Origin of the sequence: Phycicoccus sonneratiae (genome assembly GCF_016887965.1) — a bacterium.
GTDB classification, from domain to species: Bacteria; Actinomycetota; Actinomycetes; order Actinomycetales; family Dermatophilaceae; genus Phycicoccus; species Phycicoccus sonneratiae.
The window spans coordinates 101,503-122,649 of the sequence record NZ_JAFDVD010000006.1; the positions used below are offsets into that span (position 1 = coordinate 101,503).

Annotated in this window: 22 protein-coding genes; 8 read left to right on the plus strand and 14 right to left on the minus strand. The window is 69.0% G+C overall.

Features of this window, described 5'->3' with window-relative positions:
* The first annotated feature begins 35 nt into the window (after nt 1–35).
* The 5 genes from JQN70_RS05210 (at nt 36) to JQN70_RS05230 (ending at nt 5,775) form a co-directional block, all read left to right on the plus strand.
* Nucleotides 36–1,247 carry a thiolase family protein gene (locus JQN70_RS05210; protein ID WP_204130264.1) on the plus strand — a complete coding sequence of 404 codons (1,212 nt, stop codon included), beginning with the start codon at nt 36–38 and terminating at the stop codon, nt 1,245–1,247.
* A gap of 3 nt (nt 1,248–1,250) precedes the next feature.
* Nucleotides 1,251–3,371, plus strand: a complete 2,121-nt coding sequence (locus JQN70_RS05215; RefSeq protein ID WP_204130265.1) for a 3-hydroxyacyl-CoA dehydrogenase NAD-binding domain-containing protein — start codon at nt 1,251–1,253, stop codon at nt 3,369–3,371.
* A 131-nt stretch (nt 3,372–3,502) separates the two neighbouring features.
* A complete protein-coding gene (locus JQN70_RS05220) occupies nt 3,503–5,044 on the plus strand; it encodes a helix-turn-helix domain-containing protein (RefSeq protein ID WP_307835831.1) in 1,542 nt (513 codons plus the stop codon).
* 1 nt (nt 5,045) lies between these two features.
* Entirely contained in the window at nt 5,046–5,387 is a 342-nt protein-coding gene (locus tag JQN70_RS05225) for an antibiotic biosynthesis monooxygenase family protein (RefSeq protein ID WP_204130267.1), read from the plus strand.
* 142 nt (nt 5,388–5,529) lie between these two features.
* Nucleotides 5,530–5,775, plus strand: a complete 246-nt coding sequence (locus JQN70_RS05230; protein ID WP_204130268.1) for a hypothetical protein — start codon at nt 5,530–5,532, stop codon at nt 5,773–5,775.
* Nucleotides 5,776–5,784: 9 nt separating this feature from the next.
* Here the strand turns inward: JQN70_RS05230 and JQN70_RS05235 are convergent, their stop codons facing one another.
* A complete protein-coding gene (locus JQN70_RS05235; RefSeq protein ID WP_204130269.1) occupies nt 5,785–6,417 on the minus strand; it encodes a TetR/AcrR family transcriptional regulator in 633 nt (210 codons plus the stop codon).
* A 104-nt stretch (nt 6,418–6,521) separates the two neighbouring features.
* Between JQN70_RS05235 and JQN70_RS05240 the strand changes: the two genes are divergently transcribed.
* On the plus strand, nt 6,522–7,313 hold the full coding sequence (locus JQN70_RS05240; RefSeq protein ID WP_204130270.1) for an SDR family NAD(P)-dependent oxidoreductase: 792 nt from the start codon (nt 6,522–6,524) through the stop codon (nt 7,311–7,313).
* Between the two features lie 21 nt (nt 7,314–7,334).
* Nucleotides 7,335–8,876 carry an acyl-CoA synthetase gene (locus JQN70_RS05245; protein WP_204130271.1) on the plus strand — a complete coding sequence of 514 codons (1,542 nt, stop codon included), beginning with the start codon at nt 7,335–7,337 and terminating at the stop codon, nt 8,874–8,876.
* 19 nt (nt 8,877–8,895) lie between these two features.
* Here the strand turns inward: JQN70_RS05245 and JQN70_RS05250 are convergent, their stop codons facing one another.
* The 7 genes from JQN70_RS05250 to JQN70_RS05280 all read right to left on the minus strand — a co-directional run bounded on the left by JQN70_RS05250 (nt 8,896) and on the right by JQN70_RS05280 (nt 13,358).
* Nucleotides 8,896–9,234: a type II toxin-antitoxin system PemK/MazF family toxin gene (locus tag JQN70_RS05250; protein WP_204130272.1), complete on the minus strand. Its 339-nt coding sequence runs from the start codon at nt 9,232–9,234 to the stop codon at nt 8,896–8,898.
* Nucleotides 9,218–9,415, minus strand: a complete 198-nt coding sequence (locus JQN70_RS05255; RefSeq protein WP_204130273.1) for a hypothetical protein — start codon at nt 9,413–9,415, stop codon at nt 9,218–9,220. Before JQN70_RS05255 ends, JQN70_RS05250 begins: the two co-directional genes overlap by 17 nt.
* 193 nt (nt 9,416–9,608) lie before the next feature.
* Entirely contained in the window at nt 9,609–9,791 is a 183-nt protein-coding gene (locus tag JQN70_RS05260) for a hypothetical protein (protein WP_204130274.1), read from the minus strand.
* A gap of 115 nt (nt 9,792–9,906) precedes the next feature.
* Nucleotides 9,907–10,728: a hypothetical protein gene (locus tag JQN70_RS05265; RefSeq protein ID WP_204130275.1), complete on the minus strand. Its 822-nt coding sequence runs from the start codon at nt 10,726–10,728 to the stop codon at nt 9,907–9,909.
* Between the two features lie 761 nt (nt 10,729–11,489).
* The gene (locus tag JQN70_RS05270) at nt 11,490–12,323 is read right to left on the minus strand and encodes a protein NO VEIN domain-containing protein (RefSeq protein WP_204130276.1); all 834 of its coding nucleotides are present in this window, start codon (nt 12,321–12,323) and stop codon (nt 11,490–11,492) included.
* A gap of 146 nt (nt 12,324–12,469) precedes the next feature.
* Nucleotides 12,470–12,994, minus strand: a complete 525-nt coding sequence (locus JQN70_RS05275; RefSeq protein WP_204130277.1) for a pyridoxamine 5'-phosphate oxidase family protein — start codon at nt 12,992–12,994, stop codon at nt 12,470–12,472.
* Between the two features lie 112 nt (nt 12,995–13,106).
* Nucleotides 13,107–13,358, minus strand: coding sequence for a hypothetical protein (locus JQN70_RS05280; protein ID WP_204130278.1), 252 nt, complete (start codon nt 13,356–13,358; stop codon nt 13,107–13,109).
* A 276-nt stretch (nt 13,359–13,634) separates the two neighbouring features.
* Between JQN70_RS05280 and JQN70_RS05285 the strand changes: the two genes are divergently transcribed.
* Nucleotides 13,635–15,035: a hypothetical protein gene (locus JQN70_RS05285; protein WP_204130279.1), complete on the plus strand. Its 1,401-nt coding sequence runs from the start codon at nt 13,635–13,637 to the stop codon at nt 15,033–15,035.
* Nucleotides 15,036–15,140: 105 nt separating this feature from the next.
* On the opposite strand, the gene JQN70_RS05290 is transcribed toward JQN70_RS05285, so the two are convergent.
* The 6 genes from JQN70_RS05290 to dxs form a co-directional block, all read right to left on the minus strand.
* Entirely contained in the window at nt 15,141–15,968 is an 828-nt protein-coding gene (locus tag JQN70_RS05290; RefSeq protein WP_204130280.1) for a hypothetical protein, read from the minus strand.
* Nucleotides 15,969–16,499: 531 nt separating this feature from the next.
* Nucleotides 16,500–16,916, minus strand: coding sequence for a hypothetical protein (locus tag JQN70_RS05295; protein ID WP_204130281.1), 417 nt, complete (start codon nt 16,914–16,916; stop codon nt 16,500–16,502).
* A 111-nt stretch (nt 16,917–17,027) separates the two neighbouring features.
* Nucleotides 17,028–17,432 (minus strand): magnesium transporter, encoded by a 405-nt coding sequence (locus JQN70_RS05300; RefSeq protein WP_204130282.1) that lies wholly within the window; start codon nt 17,430–17,432, stop codon nt 17,028–17,030.
* Between the two features lie 328 nt (nt 17,433–17,760).
* Nucleotides 17,761–18,261, minus strand: a complete 501-nt coding sequence (locus tag JQN70_RS20815; RefSeq protein WP_307835832.1) for a DUF5131 family protein — start codon at nt 18,259–18,261, stop codon at nt 17,761–17,763.
* 252 nt (nt 18,262–18,513) lie between these two features.
* Nucleotides 18,514–19,173 (minus strand): class I SAM-dependent methyltransferase, encoded by a 660-nt coding sequence (locus tag JQN70_RS05315; RefSeq protein ID WP_307835833.1) that lies wholly within the window; start codon nt 19,171–19,173, stop codon nt 18,514–18,516.
* Nucleotides 19,174–19,177: 4 nt separating this feature from the next.
* On the minus strand, nt 19,178–21,046 hold the full coding sequence (gene dxs, locus JQN70_RS05320; RefSeq protein WP_204130283.1) for a 1-deoxy-D-xylulose-5-phosphate synthase: 1,869 nt from the start codon (nt 21,044–21,046) through the stop codon (nt 19,178–19,180).
* Nucleotides 21,047–21,147 lie beyond the last annotated feature (101 nt).

Below are 21,147 nucleotides of genomic sequence, written 5' to 3' on the forward strand. Positions count from 1 at the left end.
GGGCCGTTCCCCGCACCCGACCAGGGAGGCCACCCGTGCCCCGTGAGCTCCAGGAGGTCGTCTTCGTCGACGGCGTCCGCACCCCCTTCGGCAAGGCCGGCGAGAAGGGCATGTACGCCCAGACCCGCGCCGACGACCTCGTCATCAAGTGCGTCCGCGAGCTGCTGCGCCGCCACCCCGAGCTGCCGAAGGAGCGGGTCGAGGAGGTCGCCATCGCCGCGACGACGCAGATCGGCGACCAGGGCCTGACCCTCGGCCGGATGACCGCCCTCCTCTCCGGGCTGCCGAAGTCGACGCCGGGCTACTCGATCGACCGGATGTGCGCCGGCGCGATGACCGCCGTGACGACCGTGTCCTCGGCCATCGGCGTCGGGGCCATCGACGTCGCCGTCGCCGGTGGGGTCGAGCACATGGGCCGGCACCCGATGGGCGAGGGCGTCGACCCCAACCCGCGGATCGTCGCCGAGCGCCTCGTCGACGAGTCCGCCCTCGTCATGGGCAAGACCGCCGAGAACCTCCACGACCGCTTCCCGCAGCTGACCAAGGAGCGCTCCGACGCGTTCGCCGTCGCCAGCCAGCGCAAGCTCGCCGCCGCGTACGAGGCCGGGAAGGTCCAGCCCGACCTCGTGCCCGTCGCGACCCGGCACGCGGAGAAGGGGTGGGGGCTCGCGACCGCCGACGAGCCGCCGCGCCCCGGCACGACGCTCGAGGAGCTCGCCGCGCTCAAGACCCCGTTCCGCCCGCACGGCAACGTCACCGCCGGCAACGCGGCGGGCCTCAACGACGGCGCCACGGCGTGCCTCCTCGCGAGCCAAGCGGCTGCCGACGAGCTCGGCCTCCCGGTCCGGATGCGCCTCGTCGCGCACGCCTTCGTCGGCGTCGAGCCCGAGGTCATGGGCATCGGCCCGGTCCCCGCCACCGAGAAGGCCCTCGCCAAGGCCGGCCTGACCATCGACGACATCGGCCTCTTCGAGCTCAACGAGGCCTTCGCCGTGCAGGTCCTCTCCTTCCTCGACCACTTCGGTATCGCCGACGACGACGAGCGCGTGAACCCTTGGGGCGGCGCGATCGCCACGGGCCACCCGCTCGCCTCCTCCGGCGTGCGGCTGATGACCCAGCTGGCCCGCCACTTCGAGGAGCACCCCGAGGTGCGCTACGGCCTCACCGCGATGTGCATCGGCATCGGGATGGGCGGCTGCGTCATCTGGGAGAACCCGCACCACGCCGACTACCGGAAGGACGCCTGAGCCATGACCACCACCACCCAGGCCCCCGCGGTGCCCGCCGAGGTCGTCACCCGCACTCCCGTGCAGGACGTCGCCCTGCCCGGCGGCGCCGGCACCCTGGCCCTCGTCACGCTCGACAACGGCAAGGACCACACGCGCCCGAACACCTTCGGCCCCGAGGGTGTCGCCGGGCTCCAGGCCACCCTGGACGGCCTCCGCGCCCGCGCCGAGGCCGGCGAGATCCAGGCCGTCGGCGTCACCGGCAAGCCGTTCGTCTTCGCCGTCGGCGCCGACCTGTCCGGCATCCCGTACGTCACGCAGCGCGAGCAGGCCGTCGAGATCGCGCAGGCCGGCCACCGCGCCTTCGCGACCCTCATGGACCTGCCCGTCCCCACCTTCGCGTTCGTCAACGGGGCGGCGATGGGTGGCGGCGTCGAGCTGGCCCTCTCGGCCGACTACCGCGCCGTGTCGGCCGGCGTGCCGGCGTTCGCGCTGCCCGAGACCTTCCTCGGGCTGCTCCCCGGCTGGGGCGGCTGCTGGCTGCTGCCGAACCTCGTCGGACCCGAGGCGGCGCTCAAGGTCGTCATCGAGAACCCGTTGTCGCAGAACCGGATGCTCAAGGCCAAGGAGGTCGCCGAGCTGGGCATCGCCGACGTGCTGCTCGAGCCCGCCGACTTCCTCGAGGACTCCCTGCGCTGGGCGGCCGGCGTGCTCACCGGCGCCGTCACCGTGCAGCGCGCCGAGGTCGACCGTTCTCCCGAGGCCTGGGACGCCGCGTGCGACCGCGCCGGCAAGGTCGTCGTCGCGAAGACGGCCGGCCGGGCGCCGGGTGCGCTGCGGGCCGTCCAGCTCGTGCGAGCCGCGCGCACCGCCTCCCGCGAGGACGCGTTCGCCGCGGAGGACGAGGCGCTCGGCGACCTCATCATGTCCGACGAGCTGCGGGCCGGCCTCTACGCCTTCGACCTCGTGCAGAAGCGCGCCAAGCGGCCCGCCGGCGCACCGGACAAGGCGCTGGCCCGGCCGGTCACCAAGGTCGGCGTCGTCGGCGCCGGCCTGATGGCCAGCCAGCTCGCGCTCCTGTTCGCCCAGCGCCTGGGGGTGCCGGTCGTCATGACCGACCTCGACGAGCAGCGGGTGGCCAAGGGCGTCGGGTACGTGCACGCCGAGGTCGACGGGCTGCTCGCCAAGCGCCGCCTCTCCCCCGACAAGGCGTCCTTCCTCAAGGGCCTGGTCACCGGGTCGACGAGCAAGGACGGATTCGCCGACGCCGACCTCGTCATCGAGGCCGTCTTCGAGGAGATGGCGGTCAAGCAGCAGGTCTTCGCCGAGGTCGAGGCGGTCGTCTCGGCCGAGTGCGTCCTCGCGACCAACACCTCGTCGCTGTCCATCACCGAGATGGCGAGCGGGCTGCAGCACCCCGAGCGGGTCGTCGGGCTGCACTTCTTCAACCCCGTCGCCGTCATGCCGCTCCTCGAGGTCATCCCCGGCGAGCGCACCGACGAGGCGACCCTCGCCACCGGCTTCGCGGTCGGCAAGGGCCTGAAGAAGACGTGCATCCGCTCGAAGGACTCGGCGTCGTTCGTCGTCAACCGCCTCCTCGGCCGCTTCATGGGCGAGTACTCGCGCGTCGTCGACGAGGGCACGCCGGTCGAGGTCGCCGACCGCGCCGTCGCCGGCCTGGCCCCGATGCCGCCGTTCGTCCTCCTCGGCCTCGTCGGGCCGGCGATCGCGCTGCACAACAGCGAGACGCTGCACCGGTCCTTCGGTGACCGGTTCTTCGTCAGCCCGACGCTGCGGCGCCTCGTCGAGGCCGGCAAGCGCGGGTACTACGCCACCGATGAGCGCGGCCGGCCGGTGCCGGACCCCGAGGTCGAGGCGCTGCGCGAGAAGCCGGCCGAGCCGGTCGAGCTGTCGGTCGAGGCGGTGCGCGAGCGGGTGCTCGGCGCCATCGCCGAGGAGGTCGGGCTGATGCTCTCCGAGGGCGTCGTCGAGGCCCCGATGGACATCGACCTCGCGATGATCACCGGCGCCGGCTTCCAGTTCTGGAACGGCGGGATCGTGCCGCTGCTCGACCGCGAGGGCGTCACCGAGCGCGTGCTCGGCCGGCGCATCCTCCCCCACGGCGTGGCCAGCGTCCCGGCCTGACCACCCGTCGACGACGGCGCAGGCCATCCGGTCCGCGCCGTCGTCGCAGGTCAGCGCGCCACCTGCGACACGGCTGAGAGCCGGGGTGCGCGAAACTCGCGATATCTCACATGTGATCTACGATGGAGCGCGTGACGACCACCTCCGACACGTACCTGACCCGGATCGGCACCCTCATCCGGGACGCCCGCCGGCACCAGGGCCTGACGCAGAACGAGCTCGCCGACCTCCTCGGCACGAGCCAGAGCGCCGTGGCCCGCATCGAGCAGGGCAAGCAGAACCTCTCGCTCGAGATGCTGGCCCGCGTCGGCGAGAAGCTCGACAGCGAGTTCGTCTCGCTCGGCCACTCCGGCCCCCAGCACCTGCGGATCGTCGGCGGCAAGAAGCTGTCCGGCTCGATTCCGGTCAAGACGAGCAAGAACGCCGCCGTCGCCCTCCTCTGCGCCAGCCTGCTCAACCGCGGCCGCACGACGCTGCGCAACCTCGCGCGCATCGAGGAGGTCAACCGGATCATCGAGGTGCTCACCTCGATCGGGGTCCGGGTGCGCTGGCTCCCCGACAGCAACGACCTCGAGATCGTGCCGCCGACGCGCCTCGACCTCGCCGGCATCGACGTCGAGGCCGCGCGCCGCACGCGAACCGTCATCATGTTCCTCGGCCCGCTGCTCGCCGAGTACGACGCCTTCCAGCTGCCCTACGCCGGCGGCTGCGACCTCGGTACCCGCACCGTCGAGCCGCACCTGTCGGCGCTGCGCCACTTCGGCCTCGACGTCCAGGCCACCCACGGCTTCTACGAGGCCGAGGTCGACCGCGCCCGCCACCCGAAGCGCGCCATCGTGCTCACCGAGCGCGGCGACACCGTCACCGAGAACGTCCTCATGGCCGCCGCCCGCTACGAGGGCACGACGACCATCCGCAACGCCTCCCCGAACTACATGGTCCAGGACCTGTGCTTCTTCCTCCAGGGCCTCGGGGTGCAGATCGAGGGCATCGGCACGACGACGCTCGTCGTCACCGGGGTCGGCCGGGTCGACATGGACATCGAGTACTCCCCCTCCGAGGACCCGATCGAGGCGATGAGCCTCATCGCGGCCGCGGTCGTCACCGAGTCGACCATCACCATCGAGCGGGTCCCGATCGAGTTCCTCGAGATCGAGCTGGCCACCCTCGAGGAGATGGGGCTGCAGTTCGACACCACCGAGGAGTACCTCGCGCAGAACGGCCACACCCGGCTCGTCGACCTGACCATCCACCCCGGGCCGCTCACCGCGCCCGTCGACAAGATCGCGCCGATGCCCTTCCCCGGGCTCAACATCGACAACCTGCCGTTCTTCGCGCTCATCGCGGCCTGCGCCGAGGGCACGACGATGATCCACGACTGGGTCTATGAGAACCGCGCGATCTACCTCACCGAACTGACGAAGATCGGCGGGCAGGTCCAGCTCCTCGACCCGCACCGCGTGATGATCACCGGCCCGACGCCGAAGTGGCGTGCGGCCGAGGTGATGTGCCCGCCGGCGCTGCGCCCGGGTGTCGTCGTGCTCCTCGCGATGCTCGCCGCGCCGGGCACGTCGGTGCTGCGCAACGTCTACGTCATCAACCGCGGCTACGAGGACCTCGCCGAGCGGCTCAACGCCCTCGGCGCGACGATCGAGACCTTCCGCGACATCTGACGTGGGCGAGGTCGGGCGGCCGCTCGTCGGCCAGGTCGTGACGGTGTTCCGGAACCGGCTGCGGGCCGAGGCCGAGGATGCCTACCGGTCCGAGCTGGAGGTGGTCGCCGACCTCGCCCGCTCGATGCCCGGCTTCGTCGAGACCAAGACCTTCGTGGCCGAGGACGGCGAGCGGGCGACCATCGTCACGTTCGCCGATGCGGAGTCGCACCGCGGGTGGCGCGACCACCCGCGGCACCGTGAGGCGCAGCGGCACGGCATCAGCGACTACTACGCCGAGTACTCGATCGCCGTCGGCGAGACGTCGTACGCGTCGGCCTTCACCCGCCCCGACGACGCCTGAGCCCTGCGCCCCGGGCGCACCGACAGGCAGAGGCCTCACCGTCCCCTGCGGCGCCGCACAGCGCCGCCCCCACCCCCGCGCTCTGCCTGTTACTGCGCACGGACCGTGGACAGGTGACGGGCCGCTGCCGCACAATCGGTGGATGGAGCGCGCGCCCGGACCGGCTCGCACCGGGGTCGTCCCCGACACCCGCGGCGAGGGCCGCGCGCTGCGCGCCACCTGGCACCACGAGGCCGGGGTGGTCGTCCTCTCGGTCTGGCGGGACAACGTCTGCGTCTCGACCGTGCGGCTCGACCCGGATGACGTCCCCGCCCTCGTCGAGGTGCTCGTGAGCGGCCTGGCCGACGGCTACGACGTCACCCGCCACCCCCGCACCGCCGCCGGCTGACGCCGCCGCTCAGTCCGCGCGCAGGAGCAGCGGCAGGGCGCCTCGGACCGCGGCGCGCAACTCGTCGAGGGCGTCGCGCTCCCCCGCCAGGTGCCGCAGCAGGCACCGCTCGAAGACGCCGTCGAGCATCGCGTAGGCGACGCCGGGCGTGACGACGAGCGGGCGGCCGGCCAGCTCGGCGTACCGCGAGACGACCCGCCAGACCATGTCCTGGAGGCTCGCGTCGATGGCGACGACGTCGGGGCGAAGGGCCTCCTCGAACATGCTCGTCGTGCGCAGGTCGTACCAGAGACGGTGCATCGGCGCCTCGTCGACGATCGTCTCGACCAGCTTGTCCGAGAACGCGATCAGCAACTCCGGCGCGGTGCGAGACTCCGCGACGACGCCGTCGTACCGGTGCACGCAGCGGGCCTTGTAGTACCGGACGCAGTAGGTGATGAGCTCGGTCTTGTCGCGGAAGTAGTAGTGGACGACCCCGTGGCTGAACTCGGAGTTGGCGGCGATCTCTCGCAGCGACGTGCGCGCGTACCCGAGCTCGCCGAGGGTGGTCAGCGCGGACTCGGCGAGCGCGTCGCGGCGGGCCTCGCGGGTCCGTTCGTCGCGGGCGGCGCGCGGCGGGGCATCCTGCCGGGTGGGGGTCACGCGGCCATCGTAGGGCCGGAACCGGCCAGAGTCTTGACGAGTGTCAAGACTCTGGTGGAGGCTGCGGTCATCCACCCGGGAGCCCAGGCAAAGGAGCCGAGCCCATGACGTCGTACGACCTGTCCGGACGCACCGCTCTCGTCACGGGAGGAGCCCAAGGGCTCGGGGAGGGAATGGCGCAGGCGCTGGCCGCCGCGGGCGCGCGGGTGATGATCGGCGACGTCCAGGAGTCCGGCGAGCAGACCGCCGCCTCCCTCGGCGACGGCCACGGCTTCGTCCACCTCGACGTCACCGACGAGTCCTCGTGGGAGGCCGCGGTCGCCGCCACCGTCGAGCGGCTCGGCGGGTTCGACATCCTCGTCAACAACGCCGGCATCGAGATCACCAGCCTCATCACCGAGGTCCAGGCCGACGACGTGCGCAAGATGCTCGAGGTCAACGTGCTCGGCACGACGCTCGGCCTCAAGCACGGCCTGCGGGCGATGCGCCCCGGCGGCGCGGCCGGCAAGGGCGGGGCCATCACGAGCATCGCCTCGGTCGCGGCCACCATCGCCTTCCCCGGCATCGCTGTGTACTCCGCCACCAAGTCGGCCGTCGACCGGCTCACCCGGGTCGCGGCCACCGAGTCCGGCAAGCTCGGCTACGGCGTGCGCGTCAACTGCGTCTACCCCGGGCTCGTCCCGACCGCGATGGGCGCGGGCCTGGCCAACGACGTCGCCGAGATCGGCCTCTTCCCCTCGCCGGAGGCCGCTGTCGGTGCCGTCATCGAGCTGACGCCGTCGGGGCGGCTCGGCCAGGTCGACGACATGGCCGACGCCGTCGTCTTCCTCTCCTCGGACGCCGCCAAGTTCATCACCGGCATCGGCCTCCCGGTCGACGGCGGCATGGGCATGTGAGCCGGGCCTCCTGACGTGGGGATGCGTCTCGTCGACTACCTCGACAAGGGAGCCTCACTGGGGCCGGATGAGCCGTGCCTGACCACCGACGGGTCGTCGATGACCTACGAGCAGGTGCGCGAGCTGTCGTCCCGGGTGGCCGCGGCGCTGGCCGCCCGGGGCATCGAGCCGGGCGAGAAGGTGGCGATCATCTCGGCCAACGACCCGGTCGCCTTCACGTGCGTGTTCGGCATCAGCCGGGCCGGGGCCGTGTGGTGCCCGGTCAACCCGCGCAACGTGGCCGCCGAGAACCGCGAGCTGCTCGAGCTCTTCGACGTCACGCTCGTGCTCTTCCAGTCCGGGTTCGCCGGGCTCGTCGAGCAGATCCGCGGCGACCTGCCGCTCGTGCGCACGTGGGTGTGCCTCGACGCCGAGGTCGACGGCGCGCTGGGCTTCGAGGAGTTCCTCGCCCCCGCTGAAGAGGACGTCATCGACCGCCACCCCGTCGACGACGTCGCGATGATCGTCGGCACCGGCGGCACGACCGGCCGGCCCAAGGGCGTCGTCCTCACCGGCGCCAACCTCGAGACGATGACCGCGCTCACGTTGATGAGCTACCCGTTCCCGGAGGATGGCCGGCCGGTCTACCTCGCCCTGGCGCCGCTCACCCACGCCGCGGGGGTGCTCTGCTTCCCGATGATGAGCCTCGGCGGCGAGGTCATCGTGATGCGTGCGCCGGACATCGGGCGGTTCGTCGCGTTGATCGAGGAGCACCGGGTCACGCACACGTTCCTGCCGCCGACGGTCATCTACGGTGTGCTCGGGCATCCCGCGCTCGACACGACGGATCTCTCCTCGCTGCAGTGCTTCTGGTACGGCGCGGCCCCGATGTCGGTGTCCCAGCTCGAGGAGGCGCTGACCCGGATCGGCCCGGTGATGGCACAGCTCTTCGGGCAGACCGAGGCGCCGATGATGATCTCGACGATGTCGCCGGCCCAGCACTTCACCGCCTCCGGCGAGGTGGCGCGGCAGCGGCTGGCATCGGCTGGGCGCCCGACGCCGCTCGTCACCGTCGGGATCATGGACCTCGACGGTCGGCTGCTGCCGCCGGGCGAGCGGGGCGAGATCGTCGTGCGCGGGTCGCTCGTCACGCCGGGCTACTACCGCAACCCGGAGGCGACGGCGGAGGCCTCGCTGCACGGCTGGCACCACACCGGCGACATCGGCTACCTCGACGAGGTGGGGTACCTCTTCATCGTCGACCGGGCCAAGGACATGATCATCAGCGGCGGCTTCAACGTGTACTCCACCGAGGTCGAGCAGGCCCTGCTCGCCCACCCGGACGTCCAGGACTGCGCCGTCGTCGGCCTGCCGGACGAGAAGTGGGGCGAGCGGGTGGTGGCGGTGGTCCAGCCGGTGGCGGGCCGCTCCCTTACCCCTGAGGAGGTCGCGGCCTTCGTCAAGGAGCGGATCGGGTCGGTCAAGGCGCCCAAGCAGGTCGAGGTCTGGCCGGACCTCCCTCGCTCGACCGTCGGCAAGGTCCTCAAGAAGGACATCAAGGACACCCTGCGCACGGCCAGATGAACGCCAAGATCGGCTCTCGTCACAGGTCCAGGAGGAGCGCGAGGGTCTCGCGGACCTCGCGGAGCGCGACCGGGCCGACGTTGCCGGTGCGGTGCTTGATCCGCGTGGTGGCCACGGACCGCACGTGCTGGCACTGGGCCGAGGAGCGCGCCGAGAGGCGGTTGACGTCGTCGGGCTCGATGACCACTTCTGCGCCGCTGGAGCGGATGGTTCGGGTCAGGGGCACTACCTGCACGACGTTGGGCCCGCCCGCCAGCACTCGTGCGGCAGTGATTACTACCGCGGGGCGACGCAGCCCCGCCTCGCTGCCGGCCGGGGTGCCGAGGTCGAGCTCGACAACGTCACCCGGCGTCAGCATCGAGCCAGGCCGTCTCTTCGTCGGTGAGCTCCTCGCTCAGGTCCTGACCCAGGGCATCTTGGCGCAGCGCTCGCAGCGCGCTGCTCACCGTCTCGTCGATCGTCTCGTGGCGCTCGGCCGCCAGCCGAGTGACCCGGGCATGAGTTTCCCGGCTGATGCGGATCGTCGTCGTTTCGGCCATACCACCACGGTACGTCCCGGTAGACGATTCCGTCTACAAGGTCGCCAACACCGGTCGTTCCGCTGCGCGAACGGTGAGCAGGCCCCTCTCACGGCGCTATGACTCACGTGGTTCAGCCCAGTGGCACGCGCTACCGCCAGCGCTTTGGCCGGTCCCCGTCAAGAGCCCACCTGGTTGTGCGGACTGCCGCTGGTCACTCTTGCCGGCGATAGACCCTGAGGAGCACGAAGCACCACAGTCCCAGCCAGGCCAATGCGCCGGTTAGCCACCATCCCCAGCCGCTGCCGCCGTCCACCGCGGTCCCTACCGCGAACAGGAAGGGAACCACGAACACGATGGCGAGCAGCCGGAGTCTGACGAACTCGCCGTAGCGCACGACCCGATCCTCTCAGCTGTGACGCTTCCCGGTGCTGTCGCCGTCTCGCGGCGAAACGACGCAAGTGTGCCCGGGTCCGCTCGCGCTCGGGCTTCGTACGCGGGTCGCTTGAGCGTCAGTGGGGAAGGCGCAATCTGTAAGTGCCTCGATCTACGCGGTCGAGGTCGTCGTATGCCGCGATGTTGGGGCCATGAACCTGCGCGCACATGTGGCTGGTCATCATGGTCCGCACCGTCGAGTCGGAATAGCGCGCTCCGCGACGCCGCATCTCGTGGACGACGTCTTGGACGGCAACTTCATGCAGGCCCGATCGAGCGATAAGCGAATTGATCGCCGCCAAGATCTCAGAGCGGGCTGTCGCCTTTCCAGAGCGTGTTCGACTGATCTGAAGGCCGGCTTCCGGGGCAGCGCGTTCAACACTCATGAGTCGTGCTCCCACCACTTCAGAGCCTGGCGCATCGACTTGGTAGGCGAAAAGTGCGAGATCGAGGTCCACCGGCTCGGCGACCACGCATGTCGCCTGCACTGGCAGTAGCCACTGCAGCGGCCCGATCGCGTCGCGCGCGGTCTTGGGCAGAGACTCCAACTCACCTCGGTTCAGCACCACCGCTCCGCCAGGACTCTCAGTCCACCAAGCCGCGTCACGACGAGCGAGGTACCGCCTCAGGCTGGGCTCCAAGACCAACACCACCCACCGGTCTGCAGCCGGGACAAGTGCCACGCGAAGGAAGTCTCTGAGCAGTTCGCCAAGGGTCATGGTGTCGGGCGAAACGCTTGTTCGGGAGCCACGGGGGTACTTCATCTCCACGATGGTCCGCCCAGCCACGTCAGTCACGACGAGATCGACCTTGCCGCCCTTGAGCACCGGATCGACGACCTCGATGCGCAGGTTCGCTGGAGGGATCCCGGCAGATTGAAGGCTCAGCACCGTGCACATGCGAACTGCATCCTCCGTGAGGAGGTGTCCACGGCCCGATGTTCGATGCTGGCGGAGCTGGCGAGCGACGTCGACCCATATGCCCGCCCAATCAAGCGAAGGCATAGGACGTTCACTCACGCAACGCTGCCTATCCCCAGGAACCGAGGTCTGTCAATGGTCGGTTCTCGCCGGATCCCAGGGTCGCTCTCGTTGGAAGCACGAGTCGGTCTCCCAAAGTGACCGACCTTCACGCCGCTGCTGAGAGGCGAAGGTGGTCGGTTCGCGACAGGCGGCGGTGTGACGCGATCCAGATCCCGCGCCTCGGGGCCTGCGGCGTGGGGGAACCGCGCAAACAGTGCTTCGAGCCTCGCGGGTTAGCTGAGTCGACGCGACAGTGACTGAAGTCGCCCAAGAAGGCGATGGCGACGGCTAGGCTCCGGTTGCGTTCGATATTGGTGGAGTTGCCGGTTGGAGGAGCGACATGGGCCAGGGCGATGCGGAGAAGGGCGCGAACTTCAAGTGCAGGGTCTGCGGGGCATGGCACGGCGGTTACCCCAAAAAGGATGTCTGCCGGGACTGCGACGGCAAGGGTCTCGGCTGACTCTGGGCGCGCAGCGCCTTGGACTGGCCCAGCCGTTCCGCTGGGGCAGCCTTGGTATTCGAGACCACTCGTGGTAGCGAGCGTTCTCGCATGAGATCCCTCCCCGCACGACGGTCGAGCCGCAAGGGCGGCGGGAGTCACACGCGGCGGTTAGACGCACCTTCCGCGCTCGGGTGGGTCACGGCGTGACTCGGTACTGGGTCGGGCGAGCGGCATTCAAGACGTTGGCGGCCGTAAGCGTGGACAAGGACACCTTGGGGCCGAATACGCCCGTCACGACCACGGTGATCCAGCCAGCCTGTTCGGCCGCGGCCCTGTGCTCGTTCGCGGTGAGGAAGAACGCCGGATCAGGGCCAGTCACTCCCTTTACCTCGACGTACAGTCGGGCGCCGCCCCGGTGGGCCTCGATGTCCCATCCCAGCTTCTTTGCCGAAACGTCCTCGACCGTCCAATCACTTGACTCGTAGTCCCGCGTGACCACGCGCATCGCCTCGAGTTCGACAAGGCGGTTGTGTTCAACGGTCCCGAATTGCTGCCCCTTCTTGGCCCCACGCCCCCTGGGCGGTCCCTGGCCCAGCAACTCGGCCAGCGCGGCCCCTGCCTCACCCTCAACGATGCGCCCTGAACTGTAGATCTGGCCCCAGGCGAACCCCGGCACTCGCGCTTCGAGCTCAGCCACGGTGATCATCTCGTTGATAGGCATGGCACGACCCCATGCGACGTTCACATAATGAGCCTTGCCTGTCCTGGTTGAATCCCAATGCGGTGCTAGGAACGGACCCCTAGTGATCACGCCCGTCGCCACGATCCCCCGTCCGTGGCTGCCCTGACGCAGCATGCACACCAGGTCACCCTTCGCGATCGCTCGCCAATTCGTGCCGATGCTCCACCGATCGCCGTCGGGCTGTTGCCCCAGCTGGAGCGGGAGAACCATCCGTTCAAGCCACTCCTGTGGCGTGTACTGGTCGGAGTCATCAGGGCCCGGATTCCACGTCAGGAGCACATATCGCATGCTTCCGATCATGGACCCGCCTGCGTGACAAACGGTGCCGGATGGACTTCATCCAAGGCGGAAGGCGATCAGTGCTTCCCCATCCGACCTCGGGCCTCGGGTGCGGTCACGCGACGGTGTGACTCACCTACACGAGGGAGAGTCGGTCAGCCCTGAGATGTCTCGGTCCACGTCTGTCGGGGAGCGAACCCTTCGCGGCGGAGCCAGTGCTCGGTGTACACGATGCGGTGGGCCTTGATGACCGTCAGGGGATCCCGCGGCGGCTGGTCAAGAGACCGCCCACGCTCCACGTGATCCGACTGCCACCGGACCGCTTCCCAGTACTCGTCTGCGTCGGGGTCGTCGCGCTCCACCGTCCGAGCCGTGCCGAAGATCTGGGCGCCCCGACTGCTGGCCTGGCCCACCAGCGGCGCGACGATCCCGGCTGCAACACGAACGTCACGGCGAAGGTTGCGAGACTTCACGGACCCGTTCCAACTGGTGTAGACGATCTCGAAGCCCAGGTTGAAGTACCGCACCGGGGTGGCATTTGGGGAGCCGTCGTCGTTCACGGTCGCGATGACGGCCGTGTTGTGGGTCGAGAGAAGGTTCAGGATCCGCTCCTCCAGGACCTCTCGGGGCAGTCGCCGGGTCGGGCTGTCGCCGGCAAGCCATGAATTCGTGAGCGGCATGGTGCAGCCTTGCATGCTCACTCCGTATGCGGGCGCCCGTCAGGCGGCGGTATGCACTAGGTCCCAGCGACCGGAGATTCGACCGGAACTGCCGAGATACGGACGGGTCGGTTCAACCTAGGGTCTCGCCGGAATCTGGGTCAGAGATCGACCTAACCTCGCTGGTCAAGAACAAGTGAATGGCGGTTCCATCAACCTCGGGGCTGACGTTGGTGGTGACGTGGGCGTACTCGTCGCCGATGTCGTAGCCCCATGCGATGTTGTACACAGTGATCGTTGCGCCGTTCTCCAAAGTGACGAGCGTTGGAAGCCCATCTCGGTTCACGAGGAGTTCGAGGATGTGGGCGTCGGCGGGCAGCGTCACTGTCTGATCCTTGCATCGGTGTGACTGCTCATGCCGCGAACGCGATAGCCCAGCTCGCGGCGGAAAGACACATCCCTCGCGGGCATCAAGGATCAGCTGTAACCGGCGATGAGAACTTGTGGCGTGGGAGGACGCGTCCTTGCCCGTGACTGTTTCTCACTGTTCAAGTCCCCTTGCCCCTTCCTGCTGGTTCATCTGCCGCGGCGTGCGCGCTATGACAGCGGCATCTGGGTACGGTGCGTGCACCACATCTGTCACACCGGGGAGCGATGACGAATGGCTGAGCAGACTTGGCACGAGGCACGTCTGATTCCGACGTCTGGCATCAACGGGGCTGAGGAGCAGGAACGACGAGCGACGTCGGCGTTGCTCGCGGTCCTCGGCGCTGTTAAGGAGTTCAACCGTGCCGTCCTCAAGCCTCTCGGTGCGCCGGCCGGTGCGGTCGAGTGCTACATCGAGGTGCCATTCATGCTGGGAGACAAGAGGGTCTACCCGGACGGTCTGATCCGTGTTTCGCGAGGCTCCAAGTCGTGGACAGCGCTCGTGGAGGTTAAGACCGGAAGCAACGACCTGGCCACGGAACAGCTCGAGAACTACTTGGACATTGCCCGGGAGCAGGGCTTCGACGCGCTTCTGACGATCAGCAACGAGATTCCCGCCGTCGCCGGCCAGCATCCGACAAAGGTCGACAAGCGCAAGCTCCGCAAGGTTGAGCTGCACCATCTTTCGTGGTCACAGGTGCTAGCCGAAGCGGTGATGCAGAAGGAGTTCCGTGGTGTGGCGGACCCAGACCAGGCGTGGATCCTCGGGGAGCTCATTCGCTACCTCGAGCACACCCGCAGCGGCGCCCTGGAATTCGACGACATGGGCGAGTCGTGGACGGCCGTGCGCGACTCGGTCGCAGCCGGGACGCTCAGAGCATCTGACAAGGGGATACCCACCGTCGTCGCTCGGTTCGACGCCCTCCTGCGCTTCGCGAGCCTCAGTCTTGGGCGCCGACTGGGCACCGAAGTGGTCCCCGTGCTGTCCCGCAGAGAACTGTCCGACCCCTCGCTCCGATCGGTTGCCCTGACGCAGCAGCTCGCGTCCTCCGCTCAGCTCTCGGGAACCATTCGGATCCCCGATACCGCGGGTCATCTCGTCATCACGGCGGACCTCCGAGCCGGTCAGGTCACCTGCCACGTGGACATCGATGCGCCGGGGGAAGGACGAGCCACTACCCGGGTCAACTGGCTCGTCCGCCAGCTGAAGAACGCGCCCGAGTCCACCCGTATTGAGTGCATGACCGCCCGTTCACGGGGTTCATCGAGCGCCGAACTTTTGCGGACCGTCCGAGACAACCCAGCCGTCCTGGTGACCGACCCGGCGCGCGAGATCCGTTCCTTCCGGATCGCCCTCACCAGTCCATTGGGGAGCAAACGTGGACGGGGTCGCGGAGCTTTCATCGACTCCGTCCTCACGGCGGCCGACACCTTCTACGCCAGCGTGCTGGGCGACCTCAAGACGTGGTCTGCAGCTCCGCCAAGGCTGCGTACCGAGTCTCCGACCATGTCCGAGGAGCGCGAGCCGGTCCACCCTGTCAGCCTCTCCTCAACCGACTACTCGTCACAGGACGGGCCTACGGGGCCTGAGCCGCCCACAAGCGACGGGTCGCTGACAATTGCCCGGGAGAGCTGAGCCAGCGTGCCCGGCAGAGCATTCCGGCGACGCCGGCAAGGGCTTTAGGGACACGCGCTCCAACCTCGGCGGTCCACAAGGCTTCAGTCGGCAAGATACCGAGAGCTAGACCGCTTCCTCGCTGTCCGAGGACCTCGGATCCCTTTTCGCAGCCGCGTCGCTCGTCGATGCGAGCTCCTGCCTCAGTTCGAGATCGTCGGCGAACTCCCCAGTCAGATTCATGACCAAGGTGTCTGCCAGGCGATGACCCATCGGGCGGAACGTCACGTACGTCAATCCTCCCGAAAGGACTCCGCCGATGACGGGCACTGCCTTGGTGATTGTCTTCTCAACTGTCTTCTTGGTGACCTGCTTCCCAACAAGCGCTCCGACCTTCTTCACCAGCGGGTACCAGACCGTCTTGGTCAGCGCCTGGCTGGCGACCTTCTTCCCGATGTTGGCCCCAGCCGCCTTCGACGTCTGGGAGACCAAAGCCGCCGCACCGGCGGCGCCGAACATTGCTCCGAGGTACGCGATGACCCGGATCTGGGCTTGCTCTGAAAGTTGTCCGGCTCCACCATCGAACAGGTCGTCCTCCCCGAACAGGTAAGCGATCTGCTGCGCCAAGTTGATCGCGAAGCCGAAATACTGCGCAACATCTGCTCCTCCGGCTGCCACCATCAGCGCCGGGTTCCCGGGAAGCCCGGTGGCGAAGGAAGTCAGCGAGGTCTTTGCAGCGCTGCTCTTGACGATCTTGTCGGCCTTTCGCCGAAGCGATTCAGGCGTGTAGACGGCCGGCGGGCCGTTCTCGAGGATGACGTCGAGGTAGGGCGAGTCCGCGAAGTGCCTGCGCAGGAACTCGTTACGATCCACGCGCACCACGGGCAGCTTCGAGACTGCGCCGATCGTTTGGAGTGCCGACGAGTAGAGCTTGTCCTGGGGCTGCCCGTCCATGGTCGTGAACCCTAACCGCGAAGAGGGCATACGCTCGGGGTTCGCTCCACACCTTCTGTCGGGGTCCTCGCTGGGTCAAGCGGACCGGGGAGAACGACCCGGCGACGAACACGCGAGGCGCAATCGCGGCGCACTTTGCCCGGCGTCGTGGAGGAACGGATGCTGACGTTCAATGACCTGCTCGCTCTCGGCGGGGGGGGATATGGGGAGGATGCGCCTCATCCGGCACGACGACAGCCGGCTCGGGCGAGGCCGCGTGGAAGGCGACCACACTCCCGACGAGTCGATCGATCAGCTTGAGTCGCGTTGGGAGAGCAAGTTGCTGACTCCGCGGCTCGGTCGGAACGCCCGCCCGGCTCGCTAGCGGCGATATGACGCAAGTCCGCCTAGCGTCAGCGGAGGTCGGTCCGGCGCCTTCACCCGGCTCCTGATAGCAAAGGCGAGCCAACATAGCGATTCAGCGGTGCGCAGCGGTTTGCGGGCCGGCCTGAGGTAGGGGCCCGTGGCGCACGCCTCCAGCATACGGTCGAACTACGGGAGGATCGCCGAGGCCACGGTCGCCACGATTGCAAGACTGGCGACCACAATGCTCACCCACATCAGGCGGGAAGTAGCCGCGTTCATCCGGTCCACAGCAGCAGTCACATCCACCAGTGCTTCGCTCACGTCGTGGCGCATCCCGGCGACAGCGTCTTCCACATGCCGGACTGCACCTTCGACATCCTTGACGGCGGTGGAGACGTTAATCGTGGCGGCGCCTACATCATCTAGAAGGTCGGCAAGTTCCGTTGTCGCTCTGACGACCTCGGTGTGTTTGCGTTCCGCTTCTGCGTACCGCGCCTCACTCGCTTCGTCGAATTCCCCGCCCACGGTGGCGGCAAACTCGGCTTGCCGTTGAACTCCAGCGCTCAAATCATTGAGACCATCGAAAGGGTTGCTTTGAGACACCGACTGAGCATAAGACGGCGACACCGTCCGCGGGGTGCTCTCAGGCGGCCGGACCCGGCAACTGGCGGGATGACTTAGCTCGACGTGCTGAAACACATCGCAAGCTGATGCTCATCGGGTACCGCCCTTCTGGTCACGCTTTCCCTGGTCACCTTCCTCGATGAAGTGCTGCAGGAGCTCGGCGGTGCGGTCCGTGTCGGCCAACTGCTGCAGGAGCTCGGCGGTGCGGTCCGTGTCGGCCAACTGTTCCAAGAGCTCGGCGGTGCGGTCCGTGTCGGCCAACTGTTCCAAGAGCTCGGCGGTGCGGTCCGTGTCGGCCAACTGCTGCAGGAGCTCGGCGGTGCGGTCCGTGTCGGCCAACTGCTGCAGGAGCTCGGCGGTGCGGTCCGTGTCGGGCAACTGTTCCAAGAGCTCGGCGGTGCGGTCCGTGTCGGGCAACTGTTCCAAGAGCTCGGCGGTGCGGTCCGTGTCGGGCAACTGTTCCAAGAGCTCGGCGGTGCGGTCCGTGTCGGGCAACTGTTCCAGGAGCTCGGCGGTGCGGTCCGTGTCGGCGCCAGGCGGCTGCCGCCAAGCGCCGTGTCGGCAGACTGGGCACCTCGCCGCAGCGGTCGCCCTGCGGTGGCCGTAGACAGGCGCCGTGCAAGTAGCCATGCGTCGATGCTAGGTGAACGCTGGGACAGCGTCAGGTCCCTGGGCTTGGCCTCGAGACGGAGACGCCGTATCTCCGGCAACGCCAGTGTGTCGGACGTACACCACTACCAACTCGCGGCGGAAAGCAGCAGATCTCCACGTTCAACGAGGGTCCGGTAGCGCACCGCTCGCGGTCAGGGGGAATCGGTGAAGGTTACCGGCTTGCCGGCTGCCTGGGCGTAGGCGATCTCTCTCCGTGTCGACTCTCCGACGTACCCGCCGGGTTCACGATCACGACGCGGTCGGCGAGGTCGATCTTGCGCAGGTGGAGAGCGTCCAGCACGGCCTTCTGCTCGGAGGTTGGCGACTCGTCCGCCTCACTCGGGGCGAGCACGATGACTCCGGCGAATGTCAGATCACGGTTCATCGCGCGCACCTTCGCGTGAAAGAGATCGCTCATCGAGTTGACGAATACGACTCTGGGAGAACGCCACCGCAGCGGCTGGTCGAGGGCCGCTGGGTGAACCGTGACACCGAATCCGGGGCCTGACGTTCGTGGGTCGCCGTCGTTCTGATACTTCTGAACGCCCATCGCCTTCAGCCGCTTGGCGAGGGCAAGCGCGTAGCAGTTATCGCAGCCCTCGGAGATCCGGTCGCAACCCGTCACGGGATTCCAGGTTGCCTCAGTCCACTCGATCGCCGACTTGTCGCTCATGGCCCCACCTCGCCCGATTCGTACACATGTACCATCATGCTTCAACGGCGCCTACGGTGTCGAGCACCGGCACTCGTTTTCCACCCCAGTGTGTCGTCATCCCTCCATGCATGCACGCAATGGGCGTTGATGTCGCCGCGGCCGGGTGCGATCCAGAAGCCCGCAGGGCGGGAAGCGTGCAGTCGGCCGGAGGCCTGTGAGCGAGTCACCGAGCTTCAGCGGGTAGCCCCAAGTGGGCGAAGTGGGGCACCTTCAGGGTCGGCGGGCGAGGACGAAGACCTGGCCGTGGCGCTCGCGGCCGAGGGGCTCGCGGACCAGGCGGGCGGTGCGCTCCAGACCGGCACCGTGGAGCAGGTCGAGGAGCTCGCGCGGGCCGCGGTGCCAGCGGGTCAGGGCGACGTCGTGGCCGCGCTCGCGCAGCACCGCTCCGACGTCGAAGGTCCCCTCGCCCTTCTGCGACCCGACGAGCACGTACCCGCCGGGCCGCAGCACTCTGGCCGCCTCCTCCAGCGCCACGGCCGCCGCCTCGTCGGGCAGGTGGATGAGGCTGTACCAGAACAGGACTCCCTCGAAGGAGGCGTCCTCGAACGGCAGGTCCGTGATCGACGCCTCGCGCACGTCGAGGTCCGGGTGGTCGCGGCGGGCCATCGCGAGCATGCCCGGCGAGAGGTCGACGCCGACGACCGAGCAGCCGCGGTCGGCGAGGAAGCGGCCCATCCGGCCGGTGCCGCAGCCGGCGTCCAGGACGCGGCGTCCGCCGCCACCCACCACGCAGCCGACGAAGTGGTCGACCATCGCGAGGTCGACCGGCTGCTCGGGCTCGGTCGTGGGGAAGGCCGCTGCGTAGTCCTCGGCGATCGCGTCGTAGGCGGCCCGCACCTCCTCCGGCGAGCCGCCCGCGACCGTCACCACGCCGTCAGGCTAGGCGCGAGCGCAGGGCGGACGCCACGGCGTCGGGGGTGAGCCCCACGGCGTCGAGGACCTGGCCACGCGAGGCGTGGTCGAGGAAGCGGCGCGGGATGCCGAAGGTGTCGACGGGCACGTCGAGCGCGGCGTCGCGCAGCGCCTGCGTGACCTGCGAGCCGATGCCCCCGACCACGACGTTGTCCTCGACGACGGCCACTCGACCGGCGCCGCGCGCCAGCGAGACCAGCGCCTCGGGCACCGGCAGGGCCCACACGGGGTCGACCACACGCACCCGGTGGCCCTCGGCGGCCAGCTTCTCCGCCGCCGTCAGCGACGTGACGGCCATCGAGCCGACCCCGACGAGCAGGACCTCGACGTCACCCGAGTCCGGCTCGCTGAGGACGTCGACGCCGTCGACGGTGCGCACCGCCTCGATCGGGTCGGCAACCGTGCCCTTCGGGAAGCGCACGACCGACGGCGCATCCGCGATGTCCACCGCCGCCCGTACGGCCGCCGCCACCTGCTGGCCGTCACGCGGCGCCGCGAGGTGCAGCCCCGGCACGACGCCCGAGATGGTCATGTCCCACATGCCGTGGTGCGACGCGCCGTCCGGCCCGGTCACGCCCGAACGGTCGAGGACGACCGTCACGCCCGCCTTGTGCAGCGCGCAGTCCATGAGGAGCTGGTCGAAGGCGCGGTTGAGGAACGTCGCGTAGACGGCCACGACCGGGTGCAGGCCGGAGAACGCCAACCCAGCAGCCATGGTCAGCGCGTGCTGCTCGGCGATACCGACGTCGAAGGTGCGCTCGGGGAAGCGGTCGCAGAACGGCTGGAGGCCGACGGGCATCATCATCGCCGCGGTGATCGCCACGACGTCCTTGCGCTCCTCCCCGAGCGAGACCATCGTGTCGGCGAACTCGTCGGTCCAGCTGCGCCCGGCGATCTCGAGCGGCAGACCCGTCTCGGGGTTGATGACCCCGACGGCGTGGAACTGGTCGGCCTCGTCGGAGATCGCGGGGTCGTAGCCGCGGCCCTTCTGGGTGATGACGTGCACGAGCACCGGCCCGCCGAAGGCCCGCGCCTTGCGCAGAGCGTTCTCGATGGCCTGCTCGTCGTGGCCGTCGACCGGGCCGACGTACTTCAGGCCGAGGTCCTCGAACATCCCCTGCGGGGCGACGATGTCCTTGATGCCCTTCTTGACGCCGTGCAGCGTCTCGTACATCGCGCCGCCGACGACCGGTGTGCGGGAGACGTTCCGCTTGCCCCAGTCGAGGAAGCGCTCGTAGCCGCGGGTGGTGCGCAGCGTCGAGAGGTGGTCGGCGAGGCCGCCGCGCGTGGGGGCGTAGGAGCGCTCGTTGTCGTTGACCACGAGGACGAGCGGCAGGTCGGTCTCCGCGGCGATGTTGTTCAGCGCCTCCCAGGCCATCCCGCCGGTGAGCGCGCCGTCGCCGATGACCGCCACCGTGTGCCGGTTCTTCTCGCCGCGGACCACGCGGCCGGCGGCGATGCCGTGCGCCCACGACAGCGAGGTCGAGGCGTGCGAGTTCTCGACGACGTCGTGCGCGGACTCGGCGCGGCTCGGGTAGCCGGACAGGCCCCCCTCCTTGCGCAGCGCGGAGAAGTCGTGGCGCCCGGTGAGCAGCTTGTGCACGTAGGACTGGTGGCCGGTGTCGAAGACGATGGCGTCGGTGGGGCTGTCGAAGACGCGGTGCAGGGCGATGGTCAGCTCGACGACGCCGAGGTTGGGGCCGAGGTGGCCGCCGGTGCGGGCGACCTGGTCGACGAGGAACTCGCGGACCTCCTGCGCCAGCGCCGGCAGGTCCGCCGCCGGGAGCGCCTTGAGGTCGCGGGGACCGCCGATCCGTTCCAGCAGGCTCACCGCGCCCATCTCCTCGTCGCTGTCGGGGGTCCGGACCGGGTCCGGTCGAACCCGACGAGTCTAGGCGCTGCGCCTGCCCCCACCCGCACCGCGCCGGGCAC

Bases quoted from the DNA above. Each gene is read 5' to 3' on its own strand.
- JQN70_RS05215 (WP_204130265.1), top strand. From the start codon at position 1,251: ATGACCACCACCACCCAGGCCCCCGCGGTGCCCGCCGAGGTCGTCACC.
- JQN70_RS05230 (WP_204130268.1), top strand. From the start codon at position 5,530: ATGGAGCGCGCGCCCGGACCGGCTCGCACCGGGGTCGTCCCCGACACC.
- JQN70_RS05240 (WP_204130270.1), top strand. From the start codon at position 6,522: ATGACGTCGTACGACCTGTCCGGACGCACCGCTCTCGTCACGGGAGGA.
- JQN70_RS05245 (WP_204130271.1), top strand. From the start codon at position 7,335: ATGCGTCTCGTCGACTACCTCGACAAGGGAGCCTCACTGGGGCCGGAT.
- JQN70_RS05250 (WP_204130272.1), bottom strand. From the start codon at position 9,234: ATGCTGACGCCGGGTGACGTTGTCGAGCTCGACCTCGGCACCCCGGCC.
- JQN70_RS05255 (WP_204130273.1), bottom strand. From the start codon at position 9,415: ATGGCCGAAACGACGACGATCCGCATCAGCCGGGAAACTCATGCCCGG.
- JQN70_RS05265 (WP_204130275.1), bottom strand. From the start codon at position 10,728: ATGTGCACGGTGCTGAGCCTTCAATCTGCCGGGATCCCTCCAGCGAAC.
- JQN70_RS05270 (WP_204130276.1), bottom strand. From the start codon at position 12,323: ATGCGATATGTGCTCCTGACGTGGAATCCGGGCCCTGATGACTCCGAC.
- JQN70_RS05275 (WP_204130277.1), bottom strand. From the start codon at position 12,994: ATGCCGCTCACGAATTCATGGCTTGCCGGCGACAGCCCGACCCGGCGA.
- JQN70_RS05285 (WP_204130279.1), top strand. From the start codon at position 13,635: ATGGCTGAGCAGACTTGGCACGAGGCACGTCTGATTCCGACGTCTGGC.
- JQN70_RS05290 (WP_204130280.1), bottom strand. From the start codon at position 15,968: ATGGACGGGCAGCCCCAGGACAAGCTCTACTCGTCGGCACTCCAAACG.
- JQN70_RS20815 (WP_307835832.1), bottom strand. From the start codon at position 18,261: ATGAGCGACAAGTCGGCGATCGAGTGGACTGAGGCAACCTGGAATCCC.